Source organism: Faecalispora anaeroviscerum, assembly GCF_947568225.1.
Classification (GTDB): domain Bacteria; phylum Bacillota; class Clostridia; order Oscillospirales; family Acutalibacteraceae; genus Faecalispora; species Faecalispora anaeroviscerum.
In genome coordinates this window covers 378,839-404,789 of the sequence record NZ_CANOOQ010000001.1, presented here as the reverse complement: position 1 = coordinate 404,789, position 25,951 = coordinate 378,839, and the positions used below count along the sequence as shown (strand labels likewise).

Sequence of the window (25,951 nt, the reverse complement as noted above, 5' to 3'; positions counted from 1 at the left end):
TATGATTTAATCGTGATTATAATTAAATCATGATTACATTTGGAAAGAGGGAATTAAATATGAAAAAAATATATGCTTCAGGTGGTACTTTAGTCTTTTTAGGGGCTTTATTTTGGAGCCTGAACGCCCCACTTGTCACTTTTTTAACCATCGATCCCATGTTGATTTGTGGATTGCGTTCCGCGATTGCGGCCGTTGTTCTATCAGGATTCATCAGGTTCAAGCAATTGTGCTGGAACGGATGGATGCTGATGTATATGTGCTCTTATGCATCATTGTGTTTGAGCATTATTCTGGCTTTGACGATGACCTCTGCCCCGGTGGCCATCGGCATGCAGTATACGGCGACGATCTGGTTGTTTATCGTCGGCGTAATCAAAACCAGACGTTTTTTTATCAAAAGCTTTATCCCTGTATGCATTATCTTTGTCGGAGTAATCTTCTTTATGTGTTCCAGCACCAATTCCACCAACAGCACCGGAAATCTGACCGCACTGAGCGAGGGTGTATTCTTTGCCTGTATGACCGTCAGCGCAAAGAAAGCGGCCGGCACGAATCCGCTGGGGCTCACCGCGATAGCTAATATTTTTACCGCAGTACTGGTCTTTGTTCTGTTTCCCAATTCCTTAGGTGGCGCCTTCACAATGACATCCCTGGATTGGGCAATTATGATAGTGATGGGTGTTGTTCAGGTGGCTGGCGGCTACGCTTTTTATAATTTAGGGGTGCAGAAACTCGACCCAAAGAAAGCATCTATCATCGCGCTGTGGGAAATGATTTTGGGCCCGATCTGGGTTGCTCTCTTTCTAAAAAAATATCCGTCTTCCCTTGTTATCATTGGATTTATTATTATTCTGACAGGAATGTTTTTGGATGCTAAGCTGTCTTCCGGATCGAATCAGGGAAAAAGTGCAGAACTACACTGCACAAAACAGGAAGAAGCGGAAATGTGGTAAAAATGCGGCCAGCAACGGCGAAAAACTTTTGTTATTCCGCCGTTGCTGGCGTTTTCCCTATCAAATTCTTCTCAATATCATCCTCAGCATTCAACTAATCGCCAACCGGCAACGGCCAAGCTATATCCTTAAAATTTACCCGACTGATCTCTGTAACAGCGTTAGGCTTTTTGTAATCCGATCCCAGCTTAGCAAAAATTTTATTGTTGGACACGCCTATGCTCACGGTGATCCCTAGCTCATACTTAATACGCTCACGGATTTCGTGGGCTAATTTCACGCCATCAACATTTTTACCCGTGACATCGAGCCAACATTCATCGAGGCCATATGGCTCTACTTGATCAGTATAGTCAAGGTAGATACTATGGCAAAGCCTTGAAAACCTCTGGTATAGTTCAAATCGTGGCGGCACAATAACCAGATCAGGACACTTTTGCTTTGCCTGCCAGAGGGCCTCTCCTGTTTTGATGCCGTATTTCTTTGCAAACTCATTTTTGGCCAATATTATTCCGTGTCGCTGCTCCACATCACCACCCACGGCTACCGGTCTATTTCGAATTTCAGGCCTGTGCAGGCATTCAACACTGGCATAAAAGCTGTTACAATCTGAATGCAATATTATACGATCCACGTTTCCACCTCCGAACACTTGTTCTAGCATGTGCAAGTTCATATTAGAACGTGCGTTCGCAAGAGTCAATGGAAATGGTGACCAGTAAATAATGAGATGGAGAAAAAAAGAAAGGACAGAAACTCTCACATAAGTGAGAACCCCCTGCCTCCCGCACAAGTCGGACAAAATGTCCGACTTAGATTATCGTTGTAAAGGTAGTATTCTACATATATCTTTTACGTAAGGTATGCTTTTCCAAAGATCATAATCACCAATAACACCTAAACGGTATTTGGCACGCGAAACAGCTACGTTAATAATATTAGGTTTCATTCCGACCCAATGTGCTGCACCTTTACCGCTTTGTTTATCACAGCCAAGAACAAGCAAAATCTCATTTGCTTCTTTACCCTGAAAAGTATGAATAGTGCCGCAATTTTTCTTCAGCCAGTCTTTGATGATCAATTCATCTAATTCAGGTAATTCTTTTTGAATAAGCGGAAGTAGCGTCCTTTGTATTGCATATGCCACGGATGTAAAAGGAGTGATAATGTATAGTTCAGGTAAGCCTTGATAAATATGAATTGCTTTTACAAATAAGTTCACCAGCTTATCTGTCTGTTCTTTAACAGAATGATTTTTATGTCCCTTTTCAGCGCCTTTCACATCAAACCAAATAGATTCAGATAAAAGAAATCGTAATGAAGAATCCGGTTGAGGAGTTTTAAGAAACATCCTACCGCCATAGGCTATTTCGTTAGAGATTTGAAACATAGGATTAAGGCATCGGCGATGGACAACGAGCGGGCATCCTAGCCATAACTCTTTCTCTTCTAATTTACGAACACCACCATATACGTTTAGCCGATCTGCTAATGTTTGTACTGAAATTTCTGGTGAACGATAAACAGAGGAGATACCATTTTCATCGGCAAGCCGCTGCTTTAATTCTTTTGGTATGGTTACAATGGGTTCTACTTGTAAAGGGTCACCCACAATAATGGCTTTTTTAGATCGCCAAAGTGCCCCCAAGGCACTTTGAGGGGTTGCTTGTCCCGCTTCATCGATAACAAGAACTCCGATTTCTTCAGGGTTAATTCCACCCAAAAATGTTTGAACAGAAGCAAATGTAGTTGATATAACAGGTATGACGAGCAGCAAGGTGTTTAGCAAACTACCGTAAGCTTTATTTCTGTCGCTTACTGAAATATTTCCATTCCACAATGCAAATAGATGTTCCAAATTTGTTTTGGTATGCTTGCTAGATAATACAAATGCTTTGTTAAGCATAAGAGCTTGATAAAACAGTTCCTCTCGTAACATATTATATTCTTCATGTGTCCATGGGCACGCCGTCTGAGACTCTTGATTGTTACAAATATTTTCCCAAAACTCATCATCTGCCCAATTGCCCTTAAATTGTAGCTTGAGAGAATCAATTTTTTTCTTCATTGCATTCAGAGTCAGTTCAGCATTTTGCAAAAGATTTTCATGTGAATCAAGTTTTCGCTTTGCTTCGTTACACAATGCATCGAGAGATGGAGTGGCCATATTGCGTTCTGCAATTGCAATAACTGTTTTACCAATATCTATCTCTGTCTGTTTCCACTGATAAATAACAGGGTCTTTTTTAAACAATTTCCAAAAGTATAGTTTAAAAAAATTAAGTTGAGATTTGAACATATCGATATTTTCTTGCTGTAGTTTTTTAGTTTGCTTTAAACGATTTAATTCGTCAGCGTTCGCTTGTTTTAACCTATTCTGATATTCAAAATTGATTTTAAAATGATCTAATTCATCCGATAGAATTTGAAATTTTATCTTTGCTTGTTTTTCTTGAGTTAAAAGTTCCTGTGCCTGTGCAATGTTTTTTTGCATTTGCATTACAGCTTGCAGAGCTTTATTAAAATTTTGACGGGCTACATTCCAATCTGGTGCAATTTCTTCATTATAATAACGTCGTAGTGTTACACCGTCTTTTGCCCACCACAAGCGATCTTGTAATGCTTTTAAATTGCTGTTCTTGCCCAGCTTAGCTGAGATTAATCCCCACGCTGATTCGCCTGAAAGCTTGGTGGCAATATCAGAAAAGTATGTATCCTCTATTTTCATATCAATACCGGAAAAGCGCATTGTCCTGTCCCTAGAAATTGCCAGCGGTAGTTCTACTGATATATTTTCAACAGCGGCATTATTGTTTGAAGCCACAATCATTCCATAAGCTGTTAATTTATCGTCGATTCTATAATAGGATAGATTAGATAGATCGAGCGGATTTTGAAATATACTTTCGGAAAAGGCTTGGTCAGGATAATCGTAACTTGCCATTTGGAAGGCTCTTTGAATGATATTTGATGTTATAATTTCCTTTAGCAAGGTAGTCTTCCCTGTTCCTGGTGGACCGTTAATAGAAAAAACATCTTGTTCGTTAGAAACGGCAATGTTAATTCCTAATTGCTGCATAAGGCTTGGACTATAAGAAGAAGGCCATGCCCCAAGAGGAAATTTATCAGCCTGTAACCATTTTTTCATTTCTTCAATATCTGTATCAATTTGAATCCGATGGATATGACTATCAGGCTGAAGCAGAGCATGAATATATTCTTGCACTTTAGGCGTAGGGTTCTTTCTAACTTTTTCCATATCTTTCAGATAAAAGCTTGAAAATAGTTCAGTTGATGAATCTAAGGGGGGAAATTCCCCTATTTTATTTATGTAGTCTGTTTTTACTTTTGCCCAGAAAGATTGCGTAAATAATTCCTTTTTTAGATGCATAGAGTCACAAACAAATGAGTACATGGATTTTAAATCATCTAAAGAAATAATGGGAGTAGTTGGATTAACTTTTTGATATAATAATTTCTGTTCAACTTTTTGTTGGAAGTCTTCAAAATCTGAAATATTTAGTTTTGTATGAAAGGAAGACGAAGAAACAAGCTTGCAAATAGCCCACACAAAAGTGCTTATTGAGAAAGAGTTTTCAACATACATTCCATGCTCATCAACTTTCAATGCACATAAACACACCGATGAACGGCTTGGCTCTATCTCTTCAGTAAGAGGCATATTTAATTCATTCAGCATCCAGATAATCAAATCGCTTGAAAAGGTATTTCCAAAGTATATATCATAGCTTACTCTAATTCTGGGGTTGGTTTGAGGTGTTAACCAAGGCAATAGATTTTCTTTCAGATATATATCTTTATGAGTTTCTACTGGCCAGCAAGGATTAAAGAACTCTTGCTCATACCAATATTTCAGTATTTGTTCCAAATATCATAGCCTCCATAAAAAAATCATATAAGCAATCCAGCAAGACAAATATTACCAAATTGTGAGATTATCTATTGAATTTCAAACCAGTAAATGGTATAATTTAGAAAAGGGCATAATTTAACCCCATTAACAACACATTAGCTGTAAGAAATCTGGACAATTTCTCACACTAATCAAAACGTAAAATCAGTACGTTCTGAAGACTAAAAGTCATTAACAGGGTTGGTTTTCTGTGTTACCTCATGGTAGCATGGTTATCATATACTTGTCAAGAGTCTTAGACGTACAGTTTACCGGCTGCGTCTAGGCTCTTGTTTTTTTGCTATCAGAAATGAAAAAACAAGATCGTGGATGTAACGAATCCACTTAAAATTGAATGTCAAAATCGGTATAGGGTAACGTAATACTCTTATGATAGATAGTGTAGCCACGACCTTAACAGTCGGAACCTGTTAAGCGAGCGCGCCTGACCTGCATAGCAGGAAAGAGCAAATACGTACTTGGTGAGAGTAGCCAGGTATAGGACTAACCAGACCCGATTATTAATGACACTCTTATTTGTATATAAGGGCGATTTCAATTCCAGTTGCCATCGCCCTTTATATATCATTTTGTCTTAATACTGCAACAAGCTCATATTTCTATGAGCTTGCCGGAGCATTAAGAAGTTTGGTTGCGGAGGCAGGATTTGAACCTACGACCTTCGGGTTATGAGCCCGACGAGCTACCGGACTGCTCCACTCCGCGATATTTTTCTGCTCTTCAAGAGCGCTTAACTATAATACCATTGGTATTTCGAAAAGTCAACACTTTTTTAAATTTATTGTAAATTAATATGATAAGGGCAAGCTGCTTTCTTGTCAGTGCAGTCGCTTTGTGCTATACTTCTCTCAAAATACAGCGCGAAACCGCAGACAGGAAGTGTAGGATGGCGAGTATCAGAGAATACCAGAAACAGGATGTTCCCGCATTGACGGAGATTTGGAACACGATAATTGAAGAAGGAAACTCGTTCCCGCAGACAGATCTTCTGACACCGGAGCAAGCGGAAGATTTTTTTGCGCAGCAAAGTTTCACGGCGGTCGCAGAAGAAAACGGAGAGATTGTAGGCCTGTATATTCTTCACCCTAATAATGTAGGACGGTGCGGACACCAGGCCAATGCGGGATATATGATTCGTCCGTCGGCCAGAGGAACAGGAATTGGAGAGCTTCTGGTAAGACACTCACTGGAAAAGAGCAAGGCCCTCGGTTTTCAGCTTTTGCAGTTTAATGCTGTGGTAAAAAGCAATGTACATGCGATTCATTTATACCGCAAGCTGGGATTTATCGAAATTGGAACAGTCCCCCGCGGTTTTTTAATGAAGGATCATACTTATCAAGACATTCTCTTATTTTATCATACTCTATAAAACAAATATCCGTCTTGCCTCCTCAGTTCTTCCGTGAATCATCAGAAAACTGAGGAGGATTTTTATTGCGAAATTGTCTTTTGAGAGAACATCCACAAACAGTTCAAGTTCTAATTTTCCAAACTCAAGAAGAATTGCAACTTCTTTTCGTTATAATTTAGCAAGCAGATATTTTCTAAAAAAGTCATCTTATTTTGAAAAATTAGATTGACTAAAAAATAACAACGTGATAAAATTTATGTAGAATATTGAAACATTTACAAAAACGCAATTGCACATAATCTTTTTACATTCCAGAAATAAGCTGTTTTAACGAATTCTTAACCTGATTTATTAGAGTTTGGCAGCACTGCGGAACAAATTTCTCCCTTTGCGGCCCAATGCGCCAGCAGATATTGTGCTGGGTGCAAGCGGCCTTTACCGATGCTTACGCCACACTTTTCCCATATACTATGTAATGAACCCCCAAAAGGGCCCGTCTGCACAAAGACGGGCCCTTTTGGGTGATTAGGATATTAACCATACGCAACCACATATTCGGGATGGATGAATCATTTTTAATCATCATGATGTTCTAATTGATTCAAATCAGGCCGTTTTGATCCCTTCCTGATTAAAATAAGCATCGATCGATTCCAAATCATAATATTGTCCATTATGTATGAAACCGAGATGCAAAAATGCGGGATTGTACTGTGTCCCATCTTTTTGCGCCGGTACAATGCATAACTCAACGAAATCATTATTGCCGGCTTGAGTCAGTTTATGTTCCAACTCTTGTTTTGTAACCATTATTTTCATCAGTATTATACATCCTTTCTATTTATCACTCATTTTCTGTTTCTAATTATAGCGCATAGCTATGGTGAATCTTGTCAAAATATACGCTTATTTCCTTAATTGATTAAAAATGGAGGTTTTATGAATAATCAGGCGCTTATTTGTAATCCTTTCGGTAAGAATGCCGAAATTGCCAGAATGTGCCATGAATTGATAACGAAAATTCTCCTCAAAACAGAAATTATAGTTCCTATTTTTTCTTTTTAAAATCTACCCCAGCCGCATGCTCATTGAATTTCTTTCGTATGAATGTCGAATTAGGGAATCAAAAAGAAAAAATTGTGGAATTATTTTTAAAAACATTGTTGACAAACAAATTTCACCATGCTATAATACTCAAGCAGTCAAGCGATCGCAAAAAAATGCGAGAGTGGCGGAATTGGCAGACGCGCTAGATTCAGGTTCTAGTGAACGCAAGTTCATAGGAGTTCAAGTCTCCTCCCTCGCACCAAATACAAACACAAGGATAAAGGCAAATGCCTTTATCCTTGTGTTTGTATTTAGAAGTATATTCATCGCAGAATGATGTTCTCAATAAATGTTTAAGAATATCATTCTACGATGAGTCCTCTACTTCACAGCAGTGGATCTCGTAGAATGCTTACCTTATAGGAACCCGTTGCTGTGGAACATCAGCTTTGTACGAATGTGTTACTCCACGTATTTCAAAAACCAGAGGTAGGCTAAGGCCATACTGATATAGTTTTTGTATCCATTCCCGCAAGCTATTTCAATAAGTTGACACGAGCAATTGAAGTAGAAGTTCAAATGTTGGTCTTGACTTATTAATATTGTCAAGGTGCTCTGAGAACGAACTGTAATTCCGATTGGTCCCTATCCGTAGCAGACCTAAATCGGCAGCCTCCGCAGGCTTCTACAGCTTTACATCTCAGGGAGTGCGAAACTTAACCTCTAGTTCATTTTTGTCGGAAGCGGAAGCGCTTCCGCTTTTTTTATTCTGTGATGGCTTCATCTAGTAGTTGTGCGTAGGTTGAGAAAACCGATTCGCTTATAATCTTCTCTTGATGCAAGGCCGCAAGGTTATCATAAGCTTCTTTCCAAAGAGCCACTGCAGTTTCATAATCATTTGCCGCTTGAATATCGTCTATACTTACCCTTATTTCACTGCGAAAGTCATGCAAAAGATTTAGATTTTCCATATGCATCCCCTCCCCTATGTTGCGTGTTCTATGCTTTGGGTTTCATCAACTCTAGTCTTCTTTTTGAGATTCAAGCGAACTCTTTTCATCCTTTGCTCATCTCTGAGTAAAGACTGCCAAAGAAACCTAATACAGTAGAAGAATGTCAAAGTAAGTATTCCGAATATTACTGGTTGATCTGGAGCAGCTTTGACACTTTCCACGAAGATAATTGCTAAAACTACGATGAAATATAACTTGATCTTATAAAATAGTCTGAGCCTTTTCACATCCTATCCCTCCTTGTTAGACTTGGAGTTGAGGTGATTTAATATGGAAACGTCAGCCACAAAAGCCAAAAACAAGTACAACGATAAAGCCTATGATGCAATTCCGTTAAGAGTAAAAAAGAGGTACAAGGAAGTAATTCAAAGCAAAGCCCACTCTATGGGATTAAGTGTTAATTCGTATATCAACAGATTAATTGAAATGGATATTGAAACAGATAATAACTATCCACCAGCGTAGCCGGTGGATTGTCCTATGCGGGTATGACCCGCTATTATTGTCAGCCTTTTATTTTCTTCCAGTATGAGTCAAACGTATTAGGAAAACTGCAAAAATAAAATATTGGAGCTATCACATTACACAAAGCACCGCCCACACGGACTATATGGGCGGTGCTTTTGTATAGTATCGATCACTTCGAACTTGGCCCGAAGTGATGCGAAGGAGGATTTTATTATGAACGACAAAGACAATTACCTGAAAAACGCGGAGCTTTCCACCGAACAGAATTACGACATGATCGACAGCATCCCTAACAACATAGCTATGCCGCTTTCCCTGTCCGTCCCCGTGCCGCAGGAAAAACCACTGGACAGGGTAAAGGAACCGCCCCGGCGCAGGCGCAACCGGGAATTGGAACGGTGAGCACCCATGAGCGCAAGCGCACGCGAACACCTACGGCGTGTATCCATCCGAAATCGCGGCTCTACAAAAAGATTACACAGATTTGTGGGGCCGAGTATCCAATGTTCTCAAACAGCTTACAGCAGTAACGGGACTATAGCAAAAGGAGCGGCAGCATAATGCTTCCACTCCCTTTTGCCCTTTTTAACACAAAGTCATGCTAAAATAGTCCGATGTGCCGAATTCATTGCCTTATCCGCTATATATGTGACAGCTTCTTCCCAGCGATAGTCCCCCTATGTGGTATTTACATCCAAAACGCCTTCGTCTAGGGGGCATTATTTTTTGCTGCCACAGTTATGGAAATTTCTATTTCATGGCGCACTGTATTCGATTTTATACTGCTTATACCCGCCTGAAAGGTTATACACATTTCTAAATCCATTGTTGATAAGAATGTTCTGTGCCGCATTGCCTGAAACGCCTTTGTTGCAATGCACGACGATCAGATCGTCCTTGCTGAAACTGACAAGAGCGGAACGTATCTTTTGCAGCGGAACATGAAGCGATCCCTCGATAAACCCTTTGTCCCTGTCATTCTTGCCCCTGACGTCAATGACCGTGATCTTTTCCCCGGACTTTGTTCTTTCGATCAGTTCATGCGCGGTCATAATCCTGCGCCCGCGGTTGAGCGCGTTATCGAGTATCATGCCGGTGTAAAGCACCGGGTCTTTGGTGGTCGCAAACGGAGGCGCATAAGCAAGGTCAAGATGAAAGAGGTCGCCCGCCTTTGCTCCATAGGTGATAGCCGTTACGAAAACGTCGATGCGCTTGTCAACACCTTCACCGCCTACGATCTGAACACCCAGCAGCTTTTCGGTCTTTCGGTCGGCAATTGCTTTGACAGTCATTTCCGTGGAACCGGGATAGTATTCTGGCACGTTCGGTTTTATATTGTGGATAACCTCAATGTCATAGCCGAGTTTCCGGGCCTCTTTTTCCGTCAGGCCAGTCATGGCAACGGAAAGGTCAAACACTTTGAAAATGCCAGTTCCGAGCACGCCCCTGAATTTAAGGCTGCCACCGGTGATTGCATCTCCGGCGATTCGGCCCATTTTGTTAGCTGTGGAACCCATCGGACGGTACAGGGGAATGCCTGTTACTAAGGAATATGCCTGCGCACAGTCGCCTACGGCGTAGACGTCTGGAAGATTGGTCTGCATACGGTTGTCAACTTGGATGGCTCCGGTATCGCCCAGCTTTACACCCATCGCCTTTGCAAGCTCTACTTCGGGTTTGATTCCCGCAGACCATATAAATAAATCTGCCTGGACAGGCTCCAGCCCTTCAACCATTACCTTTTGTGCAACTCCGCTGTTTTGCTCAAAGCCAGTGATTTTGGCCGATGTCAGGATGTTGATTTCCTTGCCGGTTATATATTTTTGAAGGATCGCGGCCATTTCGTCATCCATCGGCGGCATGATATGATTGCTCAATTCAAGGATGGTTACATCCATCTGCCGCTCTTTTAAAGCTACCGCCATTTCAAGGCCGATATATCCGCCGCCTATGATAACAGCTTTTTTCGCCTGACGTTCGGCAATATAGGTGTCCACATCAACCGCGTTCTGTGGGTTCTTGATTGTAAATAAATTTTTGCTAGTGATGCCGTCAAGCTGCGGTTTGAAGGGCTTTGACCCTGTTGCAAAAACCAATTTATCATAAGTATCCGTAAATTCTTTACCTGTTACGAGATTCTTCACTTTCAGCGTTTTATGGTCGGGGTCAACCGTCAACACCTCACAGCCCGTCTTTATCTCGACGTTATACCGTTCCTTGAACCAAAGCGCATCCCTCGGCGTCAGCTTACCAACGTCGGAAGTTTCCCCTCCCACAAAATACGGCAGCCCGCATCCCGAATAGGATATGTAGCTGTCTTTTTCATAGATGGTGATTTGCGCTTCCTCGGTGTTCCTTCTGGCTTTGGCCGCTGCCGATGTTCCCGCCGCGACGGAACCGATCATTATAATTTTCATTTTGAAACCTCAGCTTTTTTCGGCAGTCCGTCTTCATTAAAATACTTGCCTTTCAGATAGAGCGCGAGCCGCACAAGCAGAATCATGACCGGCACCTCGATCAGAGGGCCGATAACGGCGGCAAACGCCTGACCGGAGCTTATGCCGAAAACCGCAACCGATACGGCAATGGCAAGCTCGAAGTTGTTGCTTGCCGCCGTAAAGGACAGCGTCGTAGTCTGTTCATAATTGAATCCGTGTTTATACGAGATGAAGAAGCTGATGGAAAACATCAGGACGAAGTAGAGCAGCAGAGGGATGGCTATCCGCACCACGTCAAGCGGAAGCTCGACGATCATTCGCCCTTTGAGCATAAACATGATGACGATGGTATAAAGCAACGCAATCAGAGCAAGCGGCGAGATTTTCGGAATAAAGGTCTTGTTCAGCCATTCCTTCCCCTTTACTCGTATCACAGAAAAACGGGTGGCGATACCAGCTACAAACGGGATGCCGAGATAAACAAGAACACTGCGGGCGACTTCCCAAATGGAAACATGCACCGCTTTATCACCCCACGAAAGATGCAGGGCTCCCGGCAGCACTGTGACAAACAGCCAGATGTAAACTGAGTAAAGCAGAATTTGAAAAATTGCGTTAAGCGCCACCAACGCGGCGCAATACTCGTTGTCACCCTTTGCAAGTGTGTTCCAGATAATCACCATTGCAATACAGCGGGCAAGCCCAATGACGATAATGCCAACGGCATACTCCGGCTTATCCGGCAGAAAAATCAGAGCCAGAACAAACATCAGAATCGGCCCAATAATCCAGTTTTGTAAAAGGGAGAAACTGAAAACCTTTTTGTTGTTTGCCACTTTTCCTATTTCCTCATATTTGACCCGGATAAGAGGCGGGTACATCATCAGAATCAGCCCCACCGCAATAGGCCATGAAGTCGTACCGGTGCTTAATTGATTGATGGCGTTTGCCGCGCCGGGAAAAAAGTTGCCCGCCGCCACTCCAACCGCCATAGCTAAGAATATCCACAGTGTTAAAAAACGATCTAAAAAAGAAAGTCTTCCGCCCACCTTTTCCATGAACACTACCTCCGTATCTATAAAAGCTCTATTAGTTTTTTACCTTTGACCTCAAACGGTTTCCACGGAACGATCGCATAATTGCCGGTTGAAATTTCTCGAACCCTGTTAATCCATTGGATTTCACTTGATGCCTTTGCTCTCAAAAATTCGCTTTTTGTTTCTGTGAAGGACAGGCTTTGATTTACAATCCACCACTTTGCCGAAATACCCGCACGCTTTAAATCCTCTGTCAGTCTTTGCGCTTCAAAAAACGGCGTTGTTTCGGGAAGCGTGACGATCACCACTTCCGTGTAGTCCGGGTTTTTCAGTCTCGGCAGCAAGGATTTCGCCGCTTCGGAAACGTCGCCACCCGAATTTTCAATCTGTTGGTTATAGCTTTGGGTGGATTCGAGCAGCAGGAGCGTATGACCGGTCGGCGCTGTGTCGATAATCACCGTTTCGTCCTGACTCTTTGCCACAATCTCGGCAAAGGCCCGGAACACGGCAATCTCCTGTGTGCAGGGAGAACGCAAATCTTCCTCCACATAAGCAAGATCGTTCTCGCTCATAGTCTGCCGAGCTTTGGTCAGCACTTCATCTCTGTATTTTTCAAGTTCAAGCTGCTCGTCGATATGGCTGACAGAGATTCCAGCTTCGCCGGTCATCACGAAATTCAGGTGATCGGCGGGGTCTGTGGTGGCGAGGCGTACCTTCTGGCCCTTGCTGTGCAGTCCCAGCGCAATTGCGGCGGCAACCGTTGTCTTGCCGACACCGCCCTTGCCCATCGTGAAGATGACCTTTTTGCCGGAATTGTAAATATCCTCTACCACGTCGGCCAGCGTGAACGCACTTATTTTCGCCGAACTGTTCCCGTCGCTCGCACTTCCCGAATAGGACAGCATGTGCCGGACATTTTCAATGCCGGTTATATTGTAGGCCCGCAGTGGAACCATAGAGGCCGGACGCCTCAAAAGCCCTGCGGGAATACTTTCAATCGCCGCCTTTTGTTTTTCAACCAAAGCGGTTTCTACCGCGTCATTTGGATCACTACTTTCAAGCAGCCCGTTGACCACAAGCAACTGATTGTCGATACCGAGAGATCCCAGTTCTTCGGAGGCTCTCTTAGCCTCCATGATCGGCGTAGTTTCCGGCCTTGTGACAAGCACAAGTGTTGTCAGTCTGCCGTCAGCGAGGGTTTGGACGGCCTTCCGATAGATTTCTTTTTTGCTTTCCAGCCCGGAAAGCTGGCCGAGGCAGGATGCCCCGTGTGTGCTCTCGCTGATAAACCCTGTCCATGCGGAGGGAAGTTGGAGCATCCGCAGGGTGTGGCCCGTGGGGGCTGTGTCAAACAGGATTTGGTCGAACCGCTTCGCCTTATCTTCGTCGGTCAGAAAGGTTGAAAATTCATTGAACGCCGCAATCTCGACGGTGCAGGAACCGGAAAGCTGTTCTTCCATATTACGGATGACGGAATCCGGGAATTTCCCGCGATAAGGCCCAATGACCGATTCGCGGTATTCTGCGGCCGCGGCAAGCGGGTCGAGGTTTGCGACCACCAGCCCCGGCGCTTCTTTGATTTTCGTGCCCTTGTTGTTAAGCGGGATGCCGAAAACGTCCTGTAGATTGGATGCCGGGTCAGTGCTGACGAGCAGCACTTTTTTCCCGGAATCCGCGAGGGCGACCGCCGTGGCGCAGGCAATTGAAGTTTTGCCCACGCCTCCTTTGCCGGTAAAAAAGAGATATTGCGTCATGGATACTTTCGCAGGATTATATAGCTCCATATTCTTATCCTTTCAGCAGCAGCCTTTGGGGCCGCAGCCACATTTGTTCACCTTTGTTTTGGTAGCCGGTTTTATTGCATCCAGAGAAACGCCCAGCAGATGGGTGAATTCTTCATTAGTGGGATAACTACCGGATTTGACAATATTCCCGTCAACCATTGTTATCGGCAAAACCTCCACGCCTTTTTTATTCAGTGCGCTGCTGACCGCCTCGCTGCGCATAAATGCCTGTGGTTCGGCAGAAAGATTGTGCCGAGCAACTTCAATACCAGCTTTTTTCAGGTTTTCAAGCACTGCGGCTACCCTTAAAAGCTCTGGATCGACGGAAGGCCCGCAGACACCTGTGGAACAACACATGGCGGGATCGAAGATAACCATTTTACTCATAGCAAAACAACTCCTTTGTGATTTGGAGGGATCAAATATGATAGACAAGTATCTATATCCCGAATACAGGTAAAGGCTTCAACTGTTATCGGCAGCACCTATGATGCCGTTTAGCAGCAACTACACCCGCCGTCGCAGCAACAACCGGAACTTTCAGATGTATCGCTGCTGTCCTCTTTGATATTCAAAGCCTTGTACGCAGCCTGCCGTATGGCTTTAGCGGGAATATCCTCATATTCATTGCCATCGAACTTGACTGCCCTGCAATAAGTCTTTGTTCCCAAAAGCTCAGAACAGGAAGCGCAGTAGCTCTGTGATACCTCGATGTCGAGAATATCTTCGATTGGAACACCGTAAAGAGCAGCGTATTGGAATCGGGAACGTGAGCGCCGTCCAGCTTTGTGTCGATAAACTCGATCTCGATATTCTGAGGATTTAAGGTTCTGTACAGCCGTTTGATTTCTGCCGCCAGATTTTCGCCGGTGTCATAACAACGGTTGCAGGTTTCGCCTTCGACATCAAGATGCTGCCATTCGATGGTCAGCTTTGTCTTAACCGGTTTGGTATTCCACAAAGGGATACCGAGCAGACTGGCAAATTCTTCATCGGTTGGATAGCTACCGGATTTTGCGATCTTTCCGTCAAGCGTTGTAATCGGCAAAGCAGCTACGCCAATTCCATTGAGAGCGTTAGAAACATCCTTGCTGCGCACAAATGCCTGCGGATCGGAAGAAAGGTTGTATCGTGCCACTTCGATACCGGCTTTTTTCAGATTCTCGATCACGGCAGCCACCCGTAAAAGCTCCGGATCGACGGAAGGCCGGCAGACACCTGTGGAACAGCACATGGCAGGATCGAAGATAGCCATTTCACTCATTATAAAACAACTTCTTATAATCTTAGTTTAACTGAAACTGAATGAAACTTATCTACCCAACACATTCTTCGGTAAATTTATTACTTATTGTCAGTCTCTGATTTGCAACTATTTTCCTGCCGTTCACAATAACTGTGACAAATACAATCCGCCTTACTTTTGGAGAGCAATTGCCAAAACTCTGAAATGCTTTTTGTGGTAACTTCATTTAAAGTATAGCGCATCCATGCACCCTGCCGGTCGGCATTGACAATGCCGCATTCAGAAAGCATCTTCATGTGATAAGACAGCGTCGGCTGCGTAATATTGAGATGCTTCAAAATGTCGCAGGCACAGAGCTCCCCACAGGATAACATGTCGATGATTTTCAGCCGGGTTTCATCCGACAGAGCTTTGAAAAGCAGAGCGAAATCTGCATATTTGTTTTCCATTTTGACCTCCCGAATATATAGACAATCATAAATGATATTTAACATCATCTATATAATATGCGTAATCATTTTATTTGTCAATCACAATTTAAAATTTTGTTCAAAATTCTTCGGGCTAATTTGGCCCGAAGGGCCGGGACAATATTCGTAAAGCCACGACAACATTGTTGTCCCTTTTCACAGATACTCAATGGGAAAACACACGGAAGACTAGATTATGTTTAAGTATCTACTTGATGATGATTTTGTTGTCTTAGGGTATTATGAAAAAGAAACAATATAGTTAGACTTATCTCCGGCATACTTTTGGAACCGATCTAAGGCGATCTGGCAAAGATATTTATACTATCCAAAGAATGATGGGCCATAAAGATAAAACATAACATCAGAAATTTACGTTCATAACGAATTTGATGAACTAAAGAAAGTGATGGGATATTAAAAATGATTCAGGTTCTAGTGAACGCAAGTTCATAGGAGTTCAAGTCTCCTCCCTCGCACCAACAGAGTGATTGGCAGCTTACCTCCGCCTTTTGGCTTGTAATCGACCACATCGCCCTATTTTATATCATTTATTTAAAATGGATAAACCGAATGATTGATTCGTCCCGTTTATGCTATAATAGAAGCAGAATCCATACAGCAGATTGATTTCTTTTGGAAGAGCGGGACGTAGATCAATCGATCAAACAAAAACGAATCTATTGAACGGAGGTAGCGTCATGTCGGAAATCTATTTAGCAGGCGGCTGCTTTTGGGGTAGTGAAAAATACCTTTCTTCTATCGCCGGAGTATTGTCAACACAAGTCGGCTATGCGAACGGAACGACAGACTCCCCGACTTACGAAGAAGTTTGCGCCCAAAACACCGGGCATGCCGAAACGGTGCGGGTAGTCTATGATCCCCAAAAGCTGCCTTTGGCATTTTTACTCGAGCTCTTTTATAGCTCTATCAACCCGCTCTCGTTCAACCGGCAGGGCGGCGATGTCGGCCGACAGTACCGCACGGGGATCTATTATACCAACGCAGACGATCTGCCGGTAATTGAACAGTCTCTGGCCCAACTTCAAAAGCGGTATGACCGCCGTATTGCAATTGAGGTAAAGCCGCTTTCCAACTATTTTCCCGCAGAGGAATACCACCAGAAATATCTGGACAAGAATCCGGGCGGCTACTGCCATATCGCACCGGCCCAATTCGAAAAGGCTCAGCAGGCGGTGGTAAACCCCACGGACTACCGGCTGCCCGACAAAGAAACCCTGCACGGCAGCTTAACGCCTCTGCAGTACAAGGTCACGCAGCAGCAAGCGACAGAGCCACCGTTTCAGAATGAATTTGATCACCTGTTTCAATCCGGAATCTATGTAGACATCACAACAGGAGAGCCGCTGTTTTCCTCCAGCGACAAATTCGATTCCGGCTGCGGATGGCCCAGCTTCGCAAAGCCGATTGACCCCAATGTGGTACGCGAGCAAACAGATTCATCCCACGGGATGCTTCGCACAGAAGTTAAAAGCCGTGTTGGCAGTGCCCACTTGGGCCATGTGTTTCCAGATGGCCCGAAAGAACTGGGCGGCCAGCGATACTGCATTAATAGTGCTGCCCTGCGGTTTATTCCAAAAGAAGAAATGGAGCGCGAGGGATACGGATATCTTGTGCCGCTCGTCCGATGAACAACCCGAAGTTTATCCACTCTGCCAAGGCATTTTTTAAAGATGAATACGATTAAGAAAACACGCCCCGAAATGGCCTGAAAACCAAGTCGGGGCGTATTATTTTGCACTCGCACAGGGTTTCTTACTTTGCTCTTACCAGTTTGACTATAAAAAAAGAAGGGAACCGAACAGAAGAATGAGGAAACCCGGCAAAAACCAAATCGGCAAATGTTCAGACGACGCGGAGTTCAGCCCTAAATAATCAAACACGATTACCATAATCAGTTTTGTAGTCCCAATCATATCTTTCAGGATTCGGTAAATCCTTGTTTTATTTTCTTCCGTAATGGTGACACCCGTGTTCCAGACCTGCGGAAAACGCTCCAAAACAGTGATACCGATATACATAATCCACCCATTTCTCTGTACTTTCTATTTTTCTGCCCGCATTCTGCTTTAATTAAAATTCAACCATAACTTCATGTTCTCATTTCAACATTTTCTCTCTGAATAAAAGCAGATCGAATGGTGGAACGCTTCCATACGGCTTTGCTCTCGTCAGATCAGCCAGCCTAATAAATTAATGATAGCGATCAGAATAAAGCCAAGCCCGCCTGCTGAAGTAAAATAGGCCTTATATTTGCTTTTATCTGATTTCATCTGTGTCCAGAATGTTCTCATACTTGCTTTTATCGAAACGTTTCGCAGGCTAATCTGCTGACGCGCCGCATAAAGGAGAAAGCATACAGCACATAGCACAGCGAACAGGACCCAAAGGGAATAAAAGCGGAGGGATGGAATGCCTTCATAAAATGGAAAAAGATGGGGCATGACGAAATTAAAGCCGTTATGCACCATATGCAGAAGAATTGGCCATAAAATGCTGCCGGTTTTGGCGCAGAGGATTCCGGCACACAGCCCAAGCAACAAAGCATAAAAGACTTGAAAACGGACGCCGTGTGCGAATGCGAACATGATGGAAGAAGTAATTACAGCAAACATTGTCCCATGTTTTTGCGCATACTGAAACCCGATTCTGCGGAATAGAATTTCTTCATTCACAGGGACTAGAATGCAGAAGCCTATAATCGCTATCATCAAAAAATAGGAAAGGGGATCCGGATTAAATTCGTCAGGTGAAAATCTCTTCATAAAAGGAAGACTTAAAAAAACAATTCCCCATTCAAAGAAGAAAAGAGATAATGTTAAAAGGATACTGTCCATAGCCGGTAGCTTAGGAGCCGTCCGTTCCCCAAAGGCAATTCTTTTTGGAGTCGTATGAAACAGGCGGCTACCGAGAACAAGCACAAGGATCAAAACAACGCACAGAAGTAAAATTCGGCTTAAATCATCCTCCAATGCTCTTTTCATGCTTCTTTTTACAATCCGTACCACAATCGAGGACAAACCGTAAGAAGCGAGGAAAAGAAGCAGAAGGCGGTTTGCGAAGGACGCAATCTCTTCCAAATCCTTTTTACTCTCACAGGGTTCTATTGCACTGCCTACAATGGGTTCCTTTTTTTCCACGCCAATTCCTCCTACCAAGCTTCCATTCAAACGATAAGCTGCAAAGGATGAGGAGCTGTTCTGCAAAATCAGGCTACAAGTACACTATGATAGTGCTCCTACCGAGTAGCGGCTCAGCAGCGCAGCAGGCTTTCTTAAAAGTATATCACAGAAACAAAGGCCCGTTGTGTTTTGTTGGTAAATGGACAAGACTGGTATATTCAGTTTTTTCTTCTACATCATAAAGCAGCGCCCCCGCAAAAGCGAAGGCGCTGCATAAAAGGGAATCGATATAAGCGAATTAAAGTGTTACACCGTCTTTGAAGATCGGCAGGTCGCGCTTGTCCAAGGCTTCGGATTTCGCGTGGGCTTTGCCCGAAGCAACCTCCACAACAAAGTCAAAAAACTCCGCAGCGACATCGCGCATGGAACGGCCCTCCAGAAGCTGACCGGCGTTAAAGTCGATCCATCCGGCCTTTTTCTGGCTGAGCGCCGTATTGCTGGAAATCTTGATCGTAGGTACCGGACAGGCAAACGGAGTGCCGCGCCCCGTAGTAAACAGAACAATATGCGCCCCGGAGATTGCCAGCGCTGTGGAGGCTACCAGATCGTTGCCCGGTGCCTGCAACAGGTTCAGCCCCTTCTGGGAGACGGGCTGCGCGTAGCTCAGAACATCCACCACCTTGGCGGTGCCGCCCTTCTGAATACAGCCGAGGGACTTATCCTCCAGCGTGGTAATTCCGCCGGCCTTGTTGCCGGGCGACGGGTTGGAGTCAATCTCCTCCCCATAGCGCATAAAATACTTTTTAAAGTTATTGATTAAATCGACTGTCTTATCAAAGGTCTGGCGGTCTTTTCCGCGGTTCATGAGGAGTGTTTCCGCACCAAACATTTCGGGCACCTCTGTTAAAATACTCGTGCCGCCCTGTGCAACCAACAGATCGGAAAACGCACCGACAAGCGGATTCGCGGTAATACCGGAGAAGCCGTCGGAGCCTCCGCATTTTAGGCCGATTACCAGTTCGGAGACGCTGCACTCCTCCCGATGGAACTGCGACGCAAACCGGCACAGCTCTTCCATCAGGTGGACGCCCTCCTCCACCTCGTCGTCAAATTCCTGACAGATCATAAATTTGACGCGCTCGGGGTCGTAATCCCCCAGCACCTTCTTCATCTGCTCCATGGTGTTGTTTTCACAGCCAAGGCCGACAACCAGAACCGCTCCAGCATTTGGGTGATGCACCATCCCCGCCAAGGCGAGTTGGGTGTTCACATGGTCGGTGGAAAGCTGCGAGCAGCCATAAGGGTGGGTATAGCAGAAGATTCCGTCCAGCTCAGGCGTTAAATACTGCTGGGACTGCAGTTCAATCTGCTTTACGATGGAATTGACGCACCCCACGGTCGGGATAATCCAGACCTCATTGCGGATTCCCACCTTGCCGTCTTTTCTGCGGTACCCCTGAAAGGTTTTAGGCGCAATCTGCTCCAGCTCGTGAAAATCGGGGGTATAGGTGTAGTCCAACAATTCGCCGAGCGTTGTTTTTACATTATGGGTATGCACCCACTCCCCGCGCTGAATCGGGCGGGCCGCGGTGCCGATGGGAAAGCCGTATTTGATGATCGGCTCCCCCTGCTCCATCTGTTTCAGTGAAATCTTATGGCCCGGCGGCACGTCGTTCACTGCCGTCAGCTCTTGTCCGTGCACTTCGAGCACCGTCCCTGCCGGGATTGGCTGCAATGCCACGATGACCGTATCTTTTGGATTAATTTGATAAAACTGCTTCATAGAAGCCCTCCATTTATTTTCCCAGCAGCTTCTGAACAGCGGCTGTCATGCCGTTTGCACGGATATCCTTGAGTTCGGCGGTTACTACTTCCGCAAAATCGCCGTACTTCGTCAGGTCTTCTCCCCAGAATTCCTCATGAGACGCGGCCGCGCGCACATACTCTGCCACAGGTAGCTTACTGTGCTTCAGGAAGAATTCCATTACCGGTTCGTCATCCTTAAAGCGATACGGCTCTCCGTCGCGCAGGCAAACCATCACGCCGTCTTCCATCTTTTCAATGGTATAGAACGCAAGCAGGGCTGCAAAGGAGAAGGTAAGAAATTTGGGAGCTTTGCCGCTTGCCGCATACTGATCCTTAAAGGTGGGCAAAATGCGGGACTTCCATTTGGAAACAGAGTTCAGCGCGATGGAAAGAATCTCGTGGTCTACAAAAGGATTATCAAAGCGCTCCAGCACGGAGTTGGCAAAAGCCTCCGCCTGCTCGCGGGGCAGCTTGACGGTGGGAACAATCTCATCGAACACGGTACGCTCCATCAGCTCACGGCACAGGGAATCCTGCATGGCATCGCGTACAATATTTTTACCTGTCAGATACGCGGCCAGAACGCAGGAGGTATGCGCACCGTTGAGGATACGCACCTTTCTTTCGCGGTACGGCTTCTGATTATCAGTAAAGATTACATCCATCCCGGCTTTCCCAAGATGCTCGATCGGCAGCTCGCCGGAAATATCCTTGTCGCTTTCGATGACCCACAGAGCAAACGGCTCGCCGGCATCCAGCAGGTCATCCTGATAACCAAGCTCCTTCTCCCAAATCGCTTCGGCTTCCCCTCTGGGGTAACCGCTGACAATGCGGTCTACCAAAGTGCTGCAGAACACACAGCTTTCCGCCACCCAGTTTTTAAATTCATCGCCGAGCTTCCACAGGTCAATCAAGCGATTCACACAGTCGCGCAGCTTGCCGCCATTATTTTCAATCAGCTCTACCGGCAGAATGATCAGGCCCTTGTCTTTTGCGCCGGAGAACGCCTCAAAGCGCTCATGCAAAAATTTAGTCAGCTTTCCGGGGTAGGTATTGGGTGGAGTCAGCTCAAAGCGGTCGGTTTCATCATATACAATGCCCGCTTCCGTTGTATTCGACACAGCAAAGCGCAAACCGGGGAGCTTCGCCAGAGCGGCATATTCCTCATATTCGCCGTAGGCATCCACCACCTGATTGATGCAGGTGACCACGCGGTTTTCTACATAAGGCTCGCCGTTTCTGCGGCCGCGCAGAGAAACCGTATACAGGTTATTCTGCTTGTGAAAACGCTCCAGGGTTCCGAACGAAATCGGCTTTACCACGGCTACATCACCGTTAAATGCGCCCTGCTCGTTGGCAACATCAATAAAATAGTCCACAAAGGCTCTTAAAAAATTCCCTTCGCCGAATTGTACGACCTTTATCTCGCGGGGTGTGCGCGAATGAAGCTCCTGAATTTGTTTCATAACAAAAATAACTCCTTTTCATACTGTTCTACAATAAAACAACAAACTCCCCTTCTTCTTTTCCCCCGCTGTTTTTGGGGGCGAGAAACGGTTCTCCCAATTTCATTAAAGAATGGGTTTGCAATAATGTAAGTGCTTACATTTTTCATTTTAGCATTTAGGGAACAAATGTCAATAGATTTTTCAAAAGCTTTTATATTATTCTTTTCGGATCCATAAAAACTAAATTTTCAGGAAAATACCCTTGATTTTTTAGCTAGTAAAGGATATACTCAATTGTAAGCACTTACAAAAGAGGTGGTGCCCAGTTTTATGAACATTTATGATATTGCGCAGCGCAGCGGTGTTTCGATTGCTACGGTTTCGCGCGTGATGAACGGCAGCCCCAACGTGAGCGCCGCCACACGGGAAAAGGTTCTGACCGTGATTCAGGAGGAAGAATATATTCCGAACGCGTTCGCGCGGGGCCTGAACCTGAACTCCATGAAAATCATCGGGATTTTATGCACAGATATTGCCGACACCTTCTACGCGAAGGCCGTTTCTCTGGTTGAGGGGCTGCTGCGGCAGAACGGGTTCGACGCGCTTTTGTGTTGCACCGGAAATGACCTGGAGGACAAGAAAAAATACCTGGAACTGCTTTTGGCCAAGCGGGTGGACGCCGTGATTCTGATCGGCTCCGCCTTTAAGGAAGACGTGGACAATAGTCATATTGAAAACGCCGCAAAGCAGGTTCCTGTTATCATTATTAACGGGCTGGTAGAGCTGCCCGGCACCTACTGCGTCACCTGCGATGAACAGTCTGCCGTGACTCAGAATGTCGCTTTGCTAAGCCGCCAAGGGCACCGGGATATTCTCTACCTCTACGATACATTAACGTACAGCGGCTGCTCCAAGCTCAGCGGCTACCGAGCTGGGATGAAGCAGTGCGGACTGCCGATTAATGAAGCCCTGATTTTGCAGGTACCCAAATCGGTGGAAGAGGTCAAACGCCGCGTGCTTTCGCTTCTTGCCTCTGGCATATCTTTCAACGCCGTGATGGCATCGGAAGACCTGCTGGCGATCGGCGCAATGAAAGCGCTGCAGGAATCCGGCCTCTCTATGCCGGTGATCGGCTTTAATAATTCCATTTTGTCTGAGTGCTGCTCCCCCTCCCTCACGACTGTGGACAATATGCTCGACACGCTGTGCCCCGCGGCCATCTCGATGCTGACCGGAATTCTGGAGGGGAAAAACGTATCGCAGAAAATGGTGATCTCCGCTACACTGGTGCAGCGAGACACCTTTGATGCTAATCTGTAATGAAACAGTGGAAAACAAGGCACTTCTCCCCCGCCGATGGCGAGAGAAAAACAGCCGTCGCAACTCCATTTTTTCTGAGAGATTGGTATAAAATGTTGATGAAACAAAGAACTGGAGGATCAGATTATGAAAAAGTTTTTGGATGACGATTTCCTGCTGACCAATGAAACGGCGAGAACGTTGTTTCACGACTACGCGAGCAAAATGCCCGTGATCGACTATCACTGCCACATCATTCCGCAGGAGATTGCCGAGAACCGCAAGTTCGACAACATTACGCAGGTATGGCTGGGCGGCGACCATTACAAGTGGCGCGTCATCCGATCCTGCGGCGTAGACGAGGATTTGATTACCGGAAACAAGAGCAGCGACCGTGAAAAGTTCCAGAAATTTGCCGAGTGCCTGCCGAAAGCGATCGGCAACCCGCTCTACCACTGGACGCACCTGGAGCTGCGCCGTTACTTTGGATACGATGGTGTTCTAAACGCAGATACCGCTGAAGAAGTATGGAATTTGTGCAACCAAAAGCTGCAGGAAGACAGCATGAGCGTTCGCGGGCTGATCAAGCAGTCGAACGTGAAGGCAATTGCAACCACCGATGATCCGATTGATTCTTTGGAATGGCACCAGAAGATTAAAGACGACCCCACCTTTGACGTGAAGGTAGTACCTGCCTGGCGCCCGGATAAGGCAATGAATATTAACAAGCCCGGCTTTGCGGAGTATATTCAGAAGCTTGCAGAGGTGAGCGGTGTTTCGATTCAGACCGTTGACGACGTGCGTGGCGCGTTGGCTAAGAGAATGGAATTCTTCGACAGCATGGGCTGCCGCGCTTCCGACCACGGCGTGGATTATATTATGTATAATCCTGCTTCAGAGCAGGAGCTTAACGCGATCCTGAAAAAGGGCATGAACGGCGAAACCCTGACACAGGACGAAATTGAGAAATATAAATACGCGATTCTTTTGTTTGTCGGACGCAAATATGCCAAGCTTGGCTGGGTGATGGAGCTGCACTACGGAGCGCTGCGCAGCGTAAACGACCGTATGCTCGAGCGCGTTGGCCCGGACAGCGGCTTTGACTGCATCGCAACCTACTGCTGCGCGGATACCGCTGCAAAATTCCTGAATGAGCTGAACAACACCGGCGAGCTGCCGAAAACCATTATATACCCCCTGAACCCCACGGATAACGCGATGGTTGGCGCCTTAATCGGCTGCTTCCAGGGAACCGAAGCCGCAGGCAAGCTGCAGCAGGGCTCCGCGTGGTGGTTTAATGACACTAAAACCGGCATGATTGAGCAGATGACGAGCCTCGCAAACCTTGGGGTACTCGGCACCTTTGCCGGCATGCTGACCGACTCCAGAAGCTTTTTGTCCTACACCCGCCACGAGTATTTCCGCCGCATCCTGTGCAACCTGATCGGCACATGGGTGGAAAACGGAGAATACCCGGATGACATTGAGTACCTCGGCAAAATGGTGCAGGATATTTCTTTCAACAACACCAACCAATATTTTGGGTTTAACGTATAATCCTTTTTCATCTTCCCCCCTAATGCCAAAAGGCCTCCGCAATTTGCGGAGGCCTTTTGGCGCAGATACCGGGATTCCTGAAAAGCTTTTTTCAACAAACAGTATCCATGCAAAATGCTTCTCCGGCCTTTTTCTGATCCCTGAAATCATAGAGACTGACCGTCTTACTGATCGCCATGGATCATATAAATTTAAATTTATTACAGCTTCAGCAAAGAGAGCAGCTCCTGCTTTCTTTGAAAAAAGAGAGCTTGCTCTTCCTTGCTTTGAAGCAGAATTTCGTATGAAAGCGATTCAGAAAACGGCATTGCCCATGCCCCTAAGGAAACATCTTCCTGTACCGGAGTTTGATAGGTTTCTGCCGTAACCGTAGAATCGGGAAGCAGTTTTGCGTACGGGCTGTCGATCAGAGTGTACAAGGGCGGGCTTGCGTTCCAGCCCTCCGGCAGAAAATGCCGTAAAAACAGCACATAGGTTTTCCCCTGCACAATTTTGGTTCGGCTAAACGCCCCTTTGATACCAAAGCCATTGGTAGACCCGGCATGTACCGAATAAAGAACTATACCGCTCCCTTGGGCTTGCTTATCCGCAATTGCAATCGGCTCGCATACCGTAAAACGGTCACCGTTCAGGGTACCGTCGTTTTTCAGTATTTTTTGCACTGTCATCTCTGTTAAAAAGCTTTTCCCTTCGTAGGTGCTTTCCTGCTCGGCGCGGGCCAAAACCACAACCTCCGCGCTGTCCAAAATTTTCTGCGCCGAAGCATTCAGCGACAGTGGATTATTGATCTGATCTCTTCTGAAGACGTGTTCCACTTCTCCCTCAGGCTGCGCGTGTACCGCTGCCCAAAGATCCACATAGGTGCTTTTTACTGTGATCCCGATCCCCGCGCAAACCAAATAGAGAAACAGGCTCAGAAAAACCCAGTAATATTTTTTCATACTGTCTCCTTTC

At 45.4% G+C, this 25,951-nt stretch carries 21 protein-coding genes, 2 tRNA genes and 4 pseudogenes; 9 read left to right on the top strand and 18 right to left on the bottom strand.

The features are described from left to right. Nucleotides 1–59: 59 nt before the first annotated feature. Nucleotides 60–956 carry a DMT family transporter gene (locus QOS46_RS02010; RefSeq protein ID WP_283606895.1) on the top strand — a complete coding sequence of 299 codons (897 nt, stop codon included), beginning with the start codon at nucleotides 60–62 and terminating at the stop codon, nucleotides 954–956. 97 nt (nucleotides 957–1,053) lie between these two features. On the opposite strand, the pseudogene QOS46_RS02005 reads toward QOS46_RS02010, so the two are convergent. The 3 genes and pseudogenes from QOS46_RS02005 to QOS46_RS01995 form a co-directional block, all read right to left on the bottom strand. Then, nucleotides 1,054–1,590: pseudogene (locus tag QOS46_RS02005) on the bottom strand (DNA polymerase Y family protein); the annotation flags it as partial. 183 nt (nucleotides 1,591–1,773) lie between these two features. Beyond that, nucleotides 1,774–4,845, bottom strand: coding sequence for a DEAD/DEAH box helicase (locus QOS46_RS02000; protein ID WP_283606893.1), 3,072 nt, complete (start codon nucleotides 4,843–4,845; stop codon nucleotides 1,774–1,776). Between the two features lie 673 nt (nucleotides 4,846–5,518). Further along, nucleotides 5,519–5,595 (bottom strand) — tRNA-Met (locus QOS46_RS01995). A gap of 181 nt (nucleotides 5,596–5,776) precedes the next feature. Between QOS46_RS01995 and QOS46_RS01990 the strand changes: the two genes are divergently transcribed. Then, nucleotides 5,777–6,259 carry a GNAT family N-acetyltransferase gene (locus tag QOS46_RS01990; RefSeq protein ID WP_283606890.1) on the top strand — a complete coding sequence of 161 codons (483 nt, stop codon included), beginning with the start codon at nucleotides 5,777–5,779 and terminating at the stop codon, nucleotides 6,257–6,259. Between the two features lie 588 nt (nucleotides 6,260–6,847). On the opposite strand, the gene QOS46_RS01985 is transcribed toward QOS46_RS01990, so the two are convergent. Further along, a complete protein-coding gene (locus QOS46_RS01985) occupies nucleotides 6,848–7,060 on the bottom strand; it encodes a hypothetical protein (RefSeq protein WP_283606888.1) in 213 nt (70 codons plus the stop codon). Between the two features lie 403 nt (nucleotides 7,061–7,463). On the opposite strand from QOS46_RS01985, the gene QOS46_RS01980 reads away from it, so the two are divergent. After that, nucleotides 7,464–7,550, top strand: a tRNA-Leu gene (locus QOS46_RS01980). 502 nt (nucleotides 7,551–8,052) lie between these two features. Here the strand turns inward: QOS46_RS01980 and QOS46_RS01975 are convergent. Then, entirely contained in the window at nucleotides 8,053–8,259 is a 207-nt protein-coding gene (locus QOS46_RS01975; protein WP_283606886.1) for a hypothetical protein, read from the bottom strand. A 312-nt stretch (nucleotides 8,260–8,571) separates the two neighbouring features. Between QOS46_RS01975 and QOS46_RS01970 the strand changes: the two genes are divergently transcribed. Both QOS46_RS01970 and QOS46_RS01965 read left to right on the top strand, forming a co-directional pair. Beyond that, on the top strand, nucleotides 8,572–8,766 hold the full coding sequence (locus tag QOS46_RS01970; RefSeq protein WP_283606885.1) for an antitoxin: 195 nt from the start codon (nucleotides 8,572–8,574) through the stop codon (nucleotides 8,764–8,766). 216 nt (nucleotides 8,767–8,982) lie between these two features. After that, nucleotides 8,983–9,171, top strand: a complete 189-nt coding sequence (locus tag QOS46_RS01965) for a DUF4316 domain-containing protein (protein WP_283606882.1) — start codon at nucleotides 8,983–8,985, stop codon at nucleotides 9,169–9,171. 353 nt (nucleotides 9,172–9,524) lie between these two features. On the opposite strand, the gene QOS46_RS01955 is transcribed toward QOS46_RS01965, so the two are convergent. The 8 genes and pseudogenes from QOS46_RS01955 to QOS46_RS01920 all read right to left on the bottom strand — a co-directional run bounded on the left by QOS46_RS01955 (nucleotide 9,525) and on the right by QOS46_RS01920 (nucleotide 15,723). Further along, nucleotides 9,525–11,186 (bottom strand): FAD-dependent oxidoreductase, encoded by a 1,662-nt coding sequence (locus tag QOS46_RS01955; protein WP_283606880.1) that lies wholly within the window; start codon nucleotides 11,184–11,186, stop codon nucleotides 9,525–9,527. Further along, complete coding sequence (arsB, locus tag QOS46_RS01950) at nucleotides 11,183–12,265, bottom strand: ACR3 family arsenite efflux transporter (RefSeq protein ID WP_283606877.1); 1,083 nt, start codon at nucleotides 12,263–12,265, stop codon at nucleotides 11,183–11,185. The genes QOS46_RS01955 and arsB overlap by 4 nt, the downstream gene beginning before the upstream one ends. Nucleotides 12,266–12,282: 17 nt before the next feature. Further along, nucleotides 12,283–14,028 (bottom strand): arsenical pump-driving ATPase, encoded by a 1,746-nt coding sequence (gene arsA / locus QOS46_RS01945; RefSeq protein WP_283606875.1) that lies wholly within the window; start codon nucleotides 14,026–14,028, stop codon nucleotides 12,283–12,285. 12 nt (nucleotides 14,029–14,040) lie between these two features. Beyond that, entirely contained in the window at nucleotides 14,041–14,415 is a 375-nt protein-coding gene (gene arsD, locus QOS46_RS01940; protein WP_283606873.1) for an arsenite efflux transporter metallochaperone ArsD, read from the bottom strand. A 110-nt stretch (nucleotides 14,416–14,525) separates the two neighbouring features. After that, complete coding sequence (locus QOS46_RS01935) at nucleotides 14,526–14,741, bottom strand: DUF2703 domain-containing protein (protein WP_283610752.1); 216 nt, start codon at nucleotides 14,739–14,741, stop codon at nucleotides 14,526–14,528. Between the two features lie 98 nt (nucleotides 14,742–14,839). Then, a pseudogene (locus QOS46_RS14265) lies at nucleotides 14,840–14,953 on the bottom strand (DUF2703 domain-containing protein); the annotation flags it as partial. Beyond that, nucleotides 14,954–15,292: pseudogene (arsD, locus tag QOS46_RS01925) on the bottom strand (arsenite efflux transporter metallochaperone ArsD); the annotation flags it as partial. An 80-nt stretch (nucleotides 15,293–15,372) separates the two neighbouring features. Continuing rightward, nucleotides 15,373–15,723, bottom strand: a complete 351-nt coding sequence (locus QOS46_RS01920; protein WP_283606871.1) for an ArsR/SmtB family transcription factor — start codon at nucleotides 15,721–15,723, stop codon at nucleotides 15,373–15,375. Between the two features lie 305 nt (nucleotides 15,724–16,028). On the opposite strand from QOS46_RS01920, the pseudogene QOS46_RS14260 reads away from it, so the two are divergent. After that, nucleotides 16,029–16,106, top strand: a pseudogene (locus tag QOS46_RS14260) (hypothetical protein); the annotation flags it as partial. Between the two features lie 339 nt (nucleotides 16,107–16,445). Continuing rightward, entirely contained in the window at nucleotides 16,446–17,396 is a 951-nt protein-coding gene (gene msrB / locus QOS46_RS01915; RefSeq protein ID WP_283606869.1) for a peptide-methionine (R)-S-oxide reductase MsrB, read from the top strand. 147 nt (nucleotides 17,397–17,543) lie between these two features. Here msrB and QOS46_RS01910 read toward each other — a convergent pair whose 3' ends face one another. From QOS46_RS01910 to QOS46_RS01895, 4 genes are all read right to left on the bottom strand, one after another. Beyond that, complete coding sequence (locus QOS46_RS01910; RefSeq protein ID WP_283606867.1) at nucleotides 17,544–17,786, bottom strand: hypothetical protein; 243 nt, start codon at nucleotides 17,784–17,786, stop codon at nucleotides 17,544–17,546. A gap of 150 nt (nucleotides 17,787–17,936) precedes the next feature. Then, nucleotides 17,937–18,905 (bottom strand): CPBP family intramembrane glutamic endopeptidase, encoded by a 969-nt coding sequence (locus QOS46_RS01905; protein WP_283606864.1) that lies wholly within the window; start codon nucleotides 18,903–18,905, stop codon nucleotides 17,937–17,939. Between the two features lie 280 nt (nucleotides 18,906–19,185). Next, nucleotides 19,186–20,670 (bottom strand): UxaA family hydrolase, encoded by a 1,485-nt coding sequence (locus QOS46_RS01900; RefSeq protein ID WP_283606863.1) that lies wholly within the window; start codon nucleotides 20,668–20,670, stop codon nucleotides 19,186–19,188. Between the two features lie 13 nt (nucleotides 20,671–20,683). Beyond that, nucleotides 20,684–22,159 carry a tagaturonate reductase gene (locus tag QOS46_RS01895; RefSeq protein ID WP_283606861.1) on the bottom strand — a complete coding sequence of 492 codons (1,476 nt, stop codon included), beginning with the start codon at nucleotides 22,157–22,159 and terminating at the stop codon, nucleotides 20,684–20,686. A 312-nt stretch (nucleotides 22,160–22,471) separates the two neighbouring features. On the opposite strand from QOS46_RS01895, the gene QOS46_RS01890 reads away from it, so the two are divergent. Together QOS46_RS01890 and uxaC are read left to right on the top strand one after the other, a co-directional pair. Continuing rightward, the gene (locus QOS46_RS01890; protein WP_283606860.1) at nucleotides 22,472–23,461 is read left to right on the top strand and encodes a LacI family DNA-binding transcriptional regulator; all 990 of its coding nucleotides are present in this window, start codon (nucleotides 22,472–22,474) and stop codon (nucleotides 23,459–23,461) included. 126 nt (nucleotides 23,462–23,587) lie between these two features. Next, nucleotides 23,588–24,997, top strand: a complete 1,410-nt coding sequence (uxaC, locus tag QOS46_RS01885; protein ID WP_283606858.1) for a glucuronate isomerase — start codon at nucleotides 23,588–23,590, stop codon at nucleotides 24,995–24,997. 200 nt (nucleotides 24,998–25,197) lie between these two features. Here uxaC and QOS46_RS01880 read toward each other — a convergent pair whose 3' ends face one another. Continuing rightward, nucleotides 25,198–25,938: a hypothetical protein gene (locus QOS46_RS01880; RefSeq protein ID WP_283606856.1), complete on the bottom strand. Its 741-nt coding sequence runs from the start codon at nucleotides 25,936–25,938 to the stop codon at nucleotides 25,198–25,200. Nucleotides 25,939–25,951: the final 13 nt, after the last annotated feature.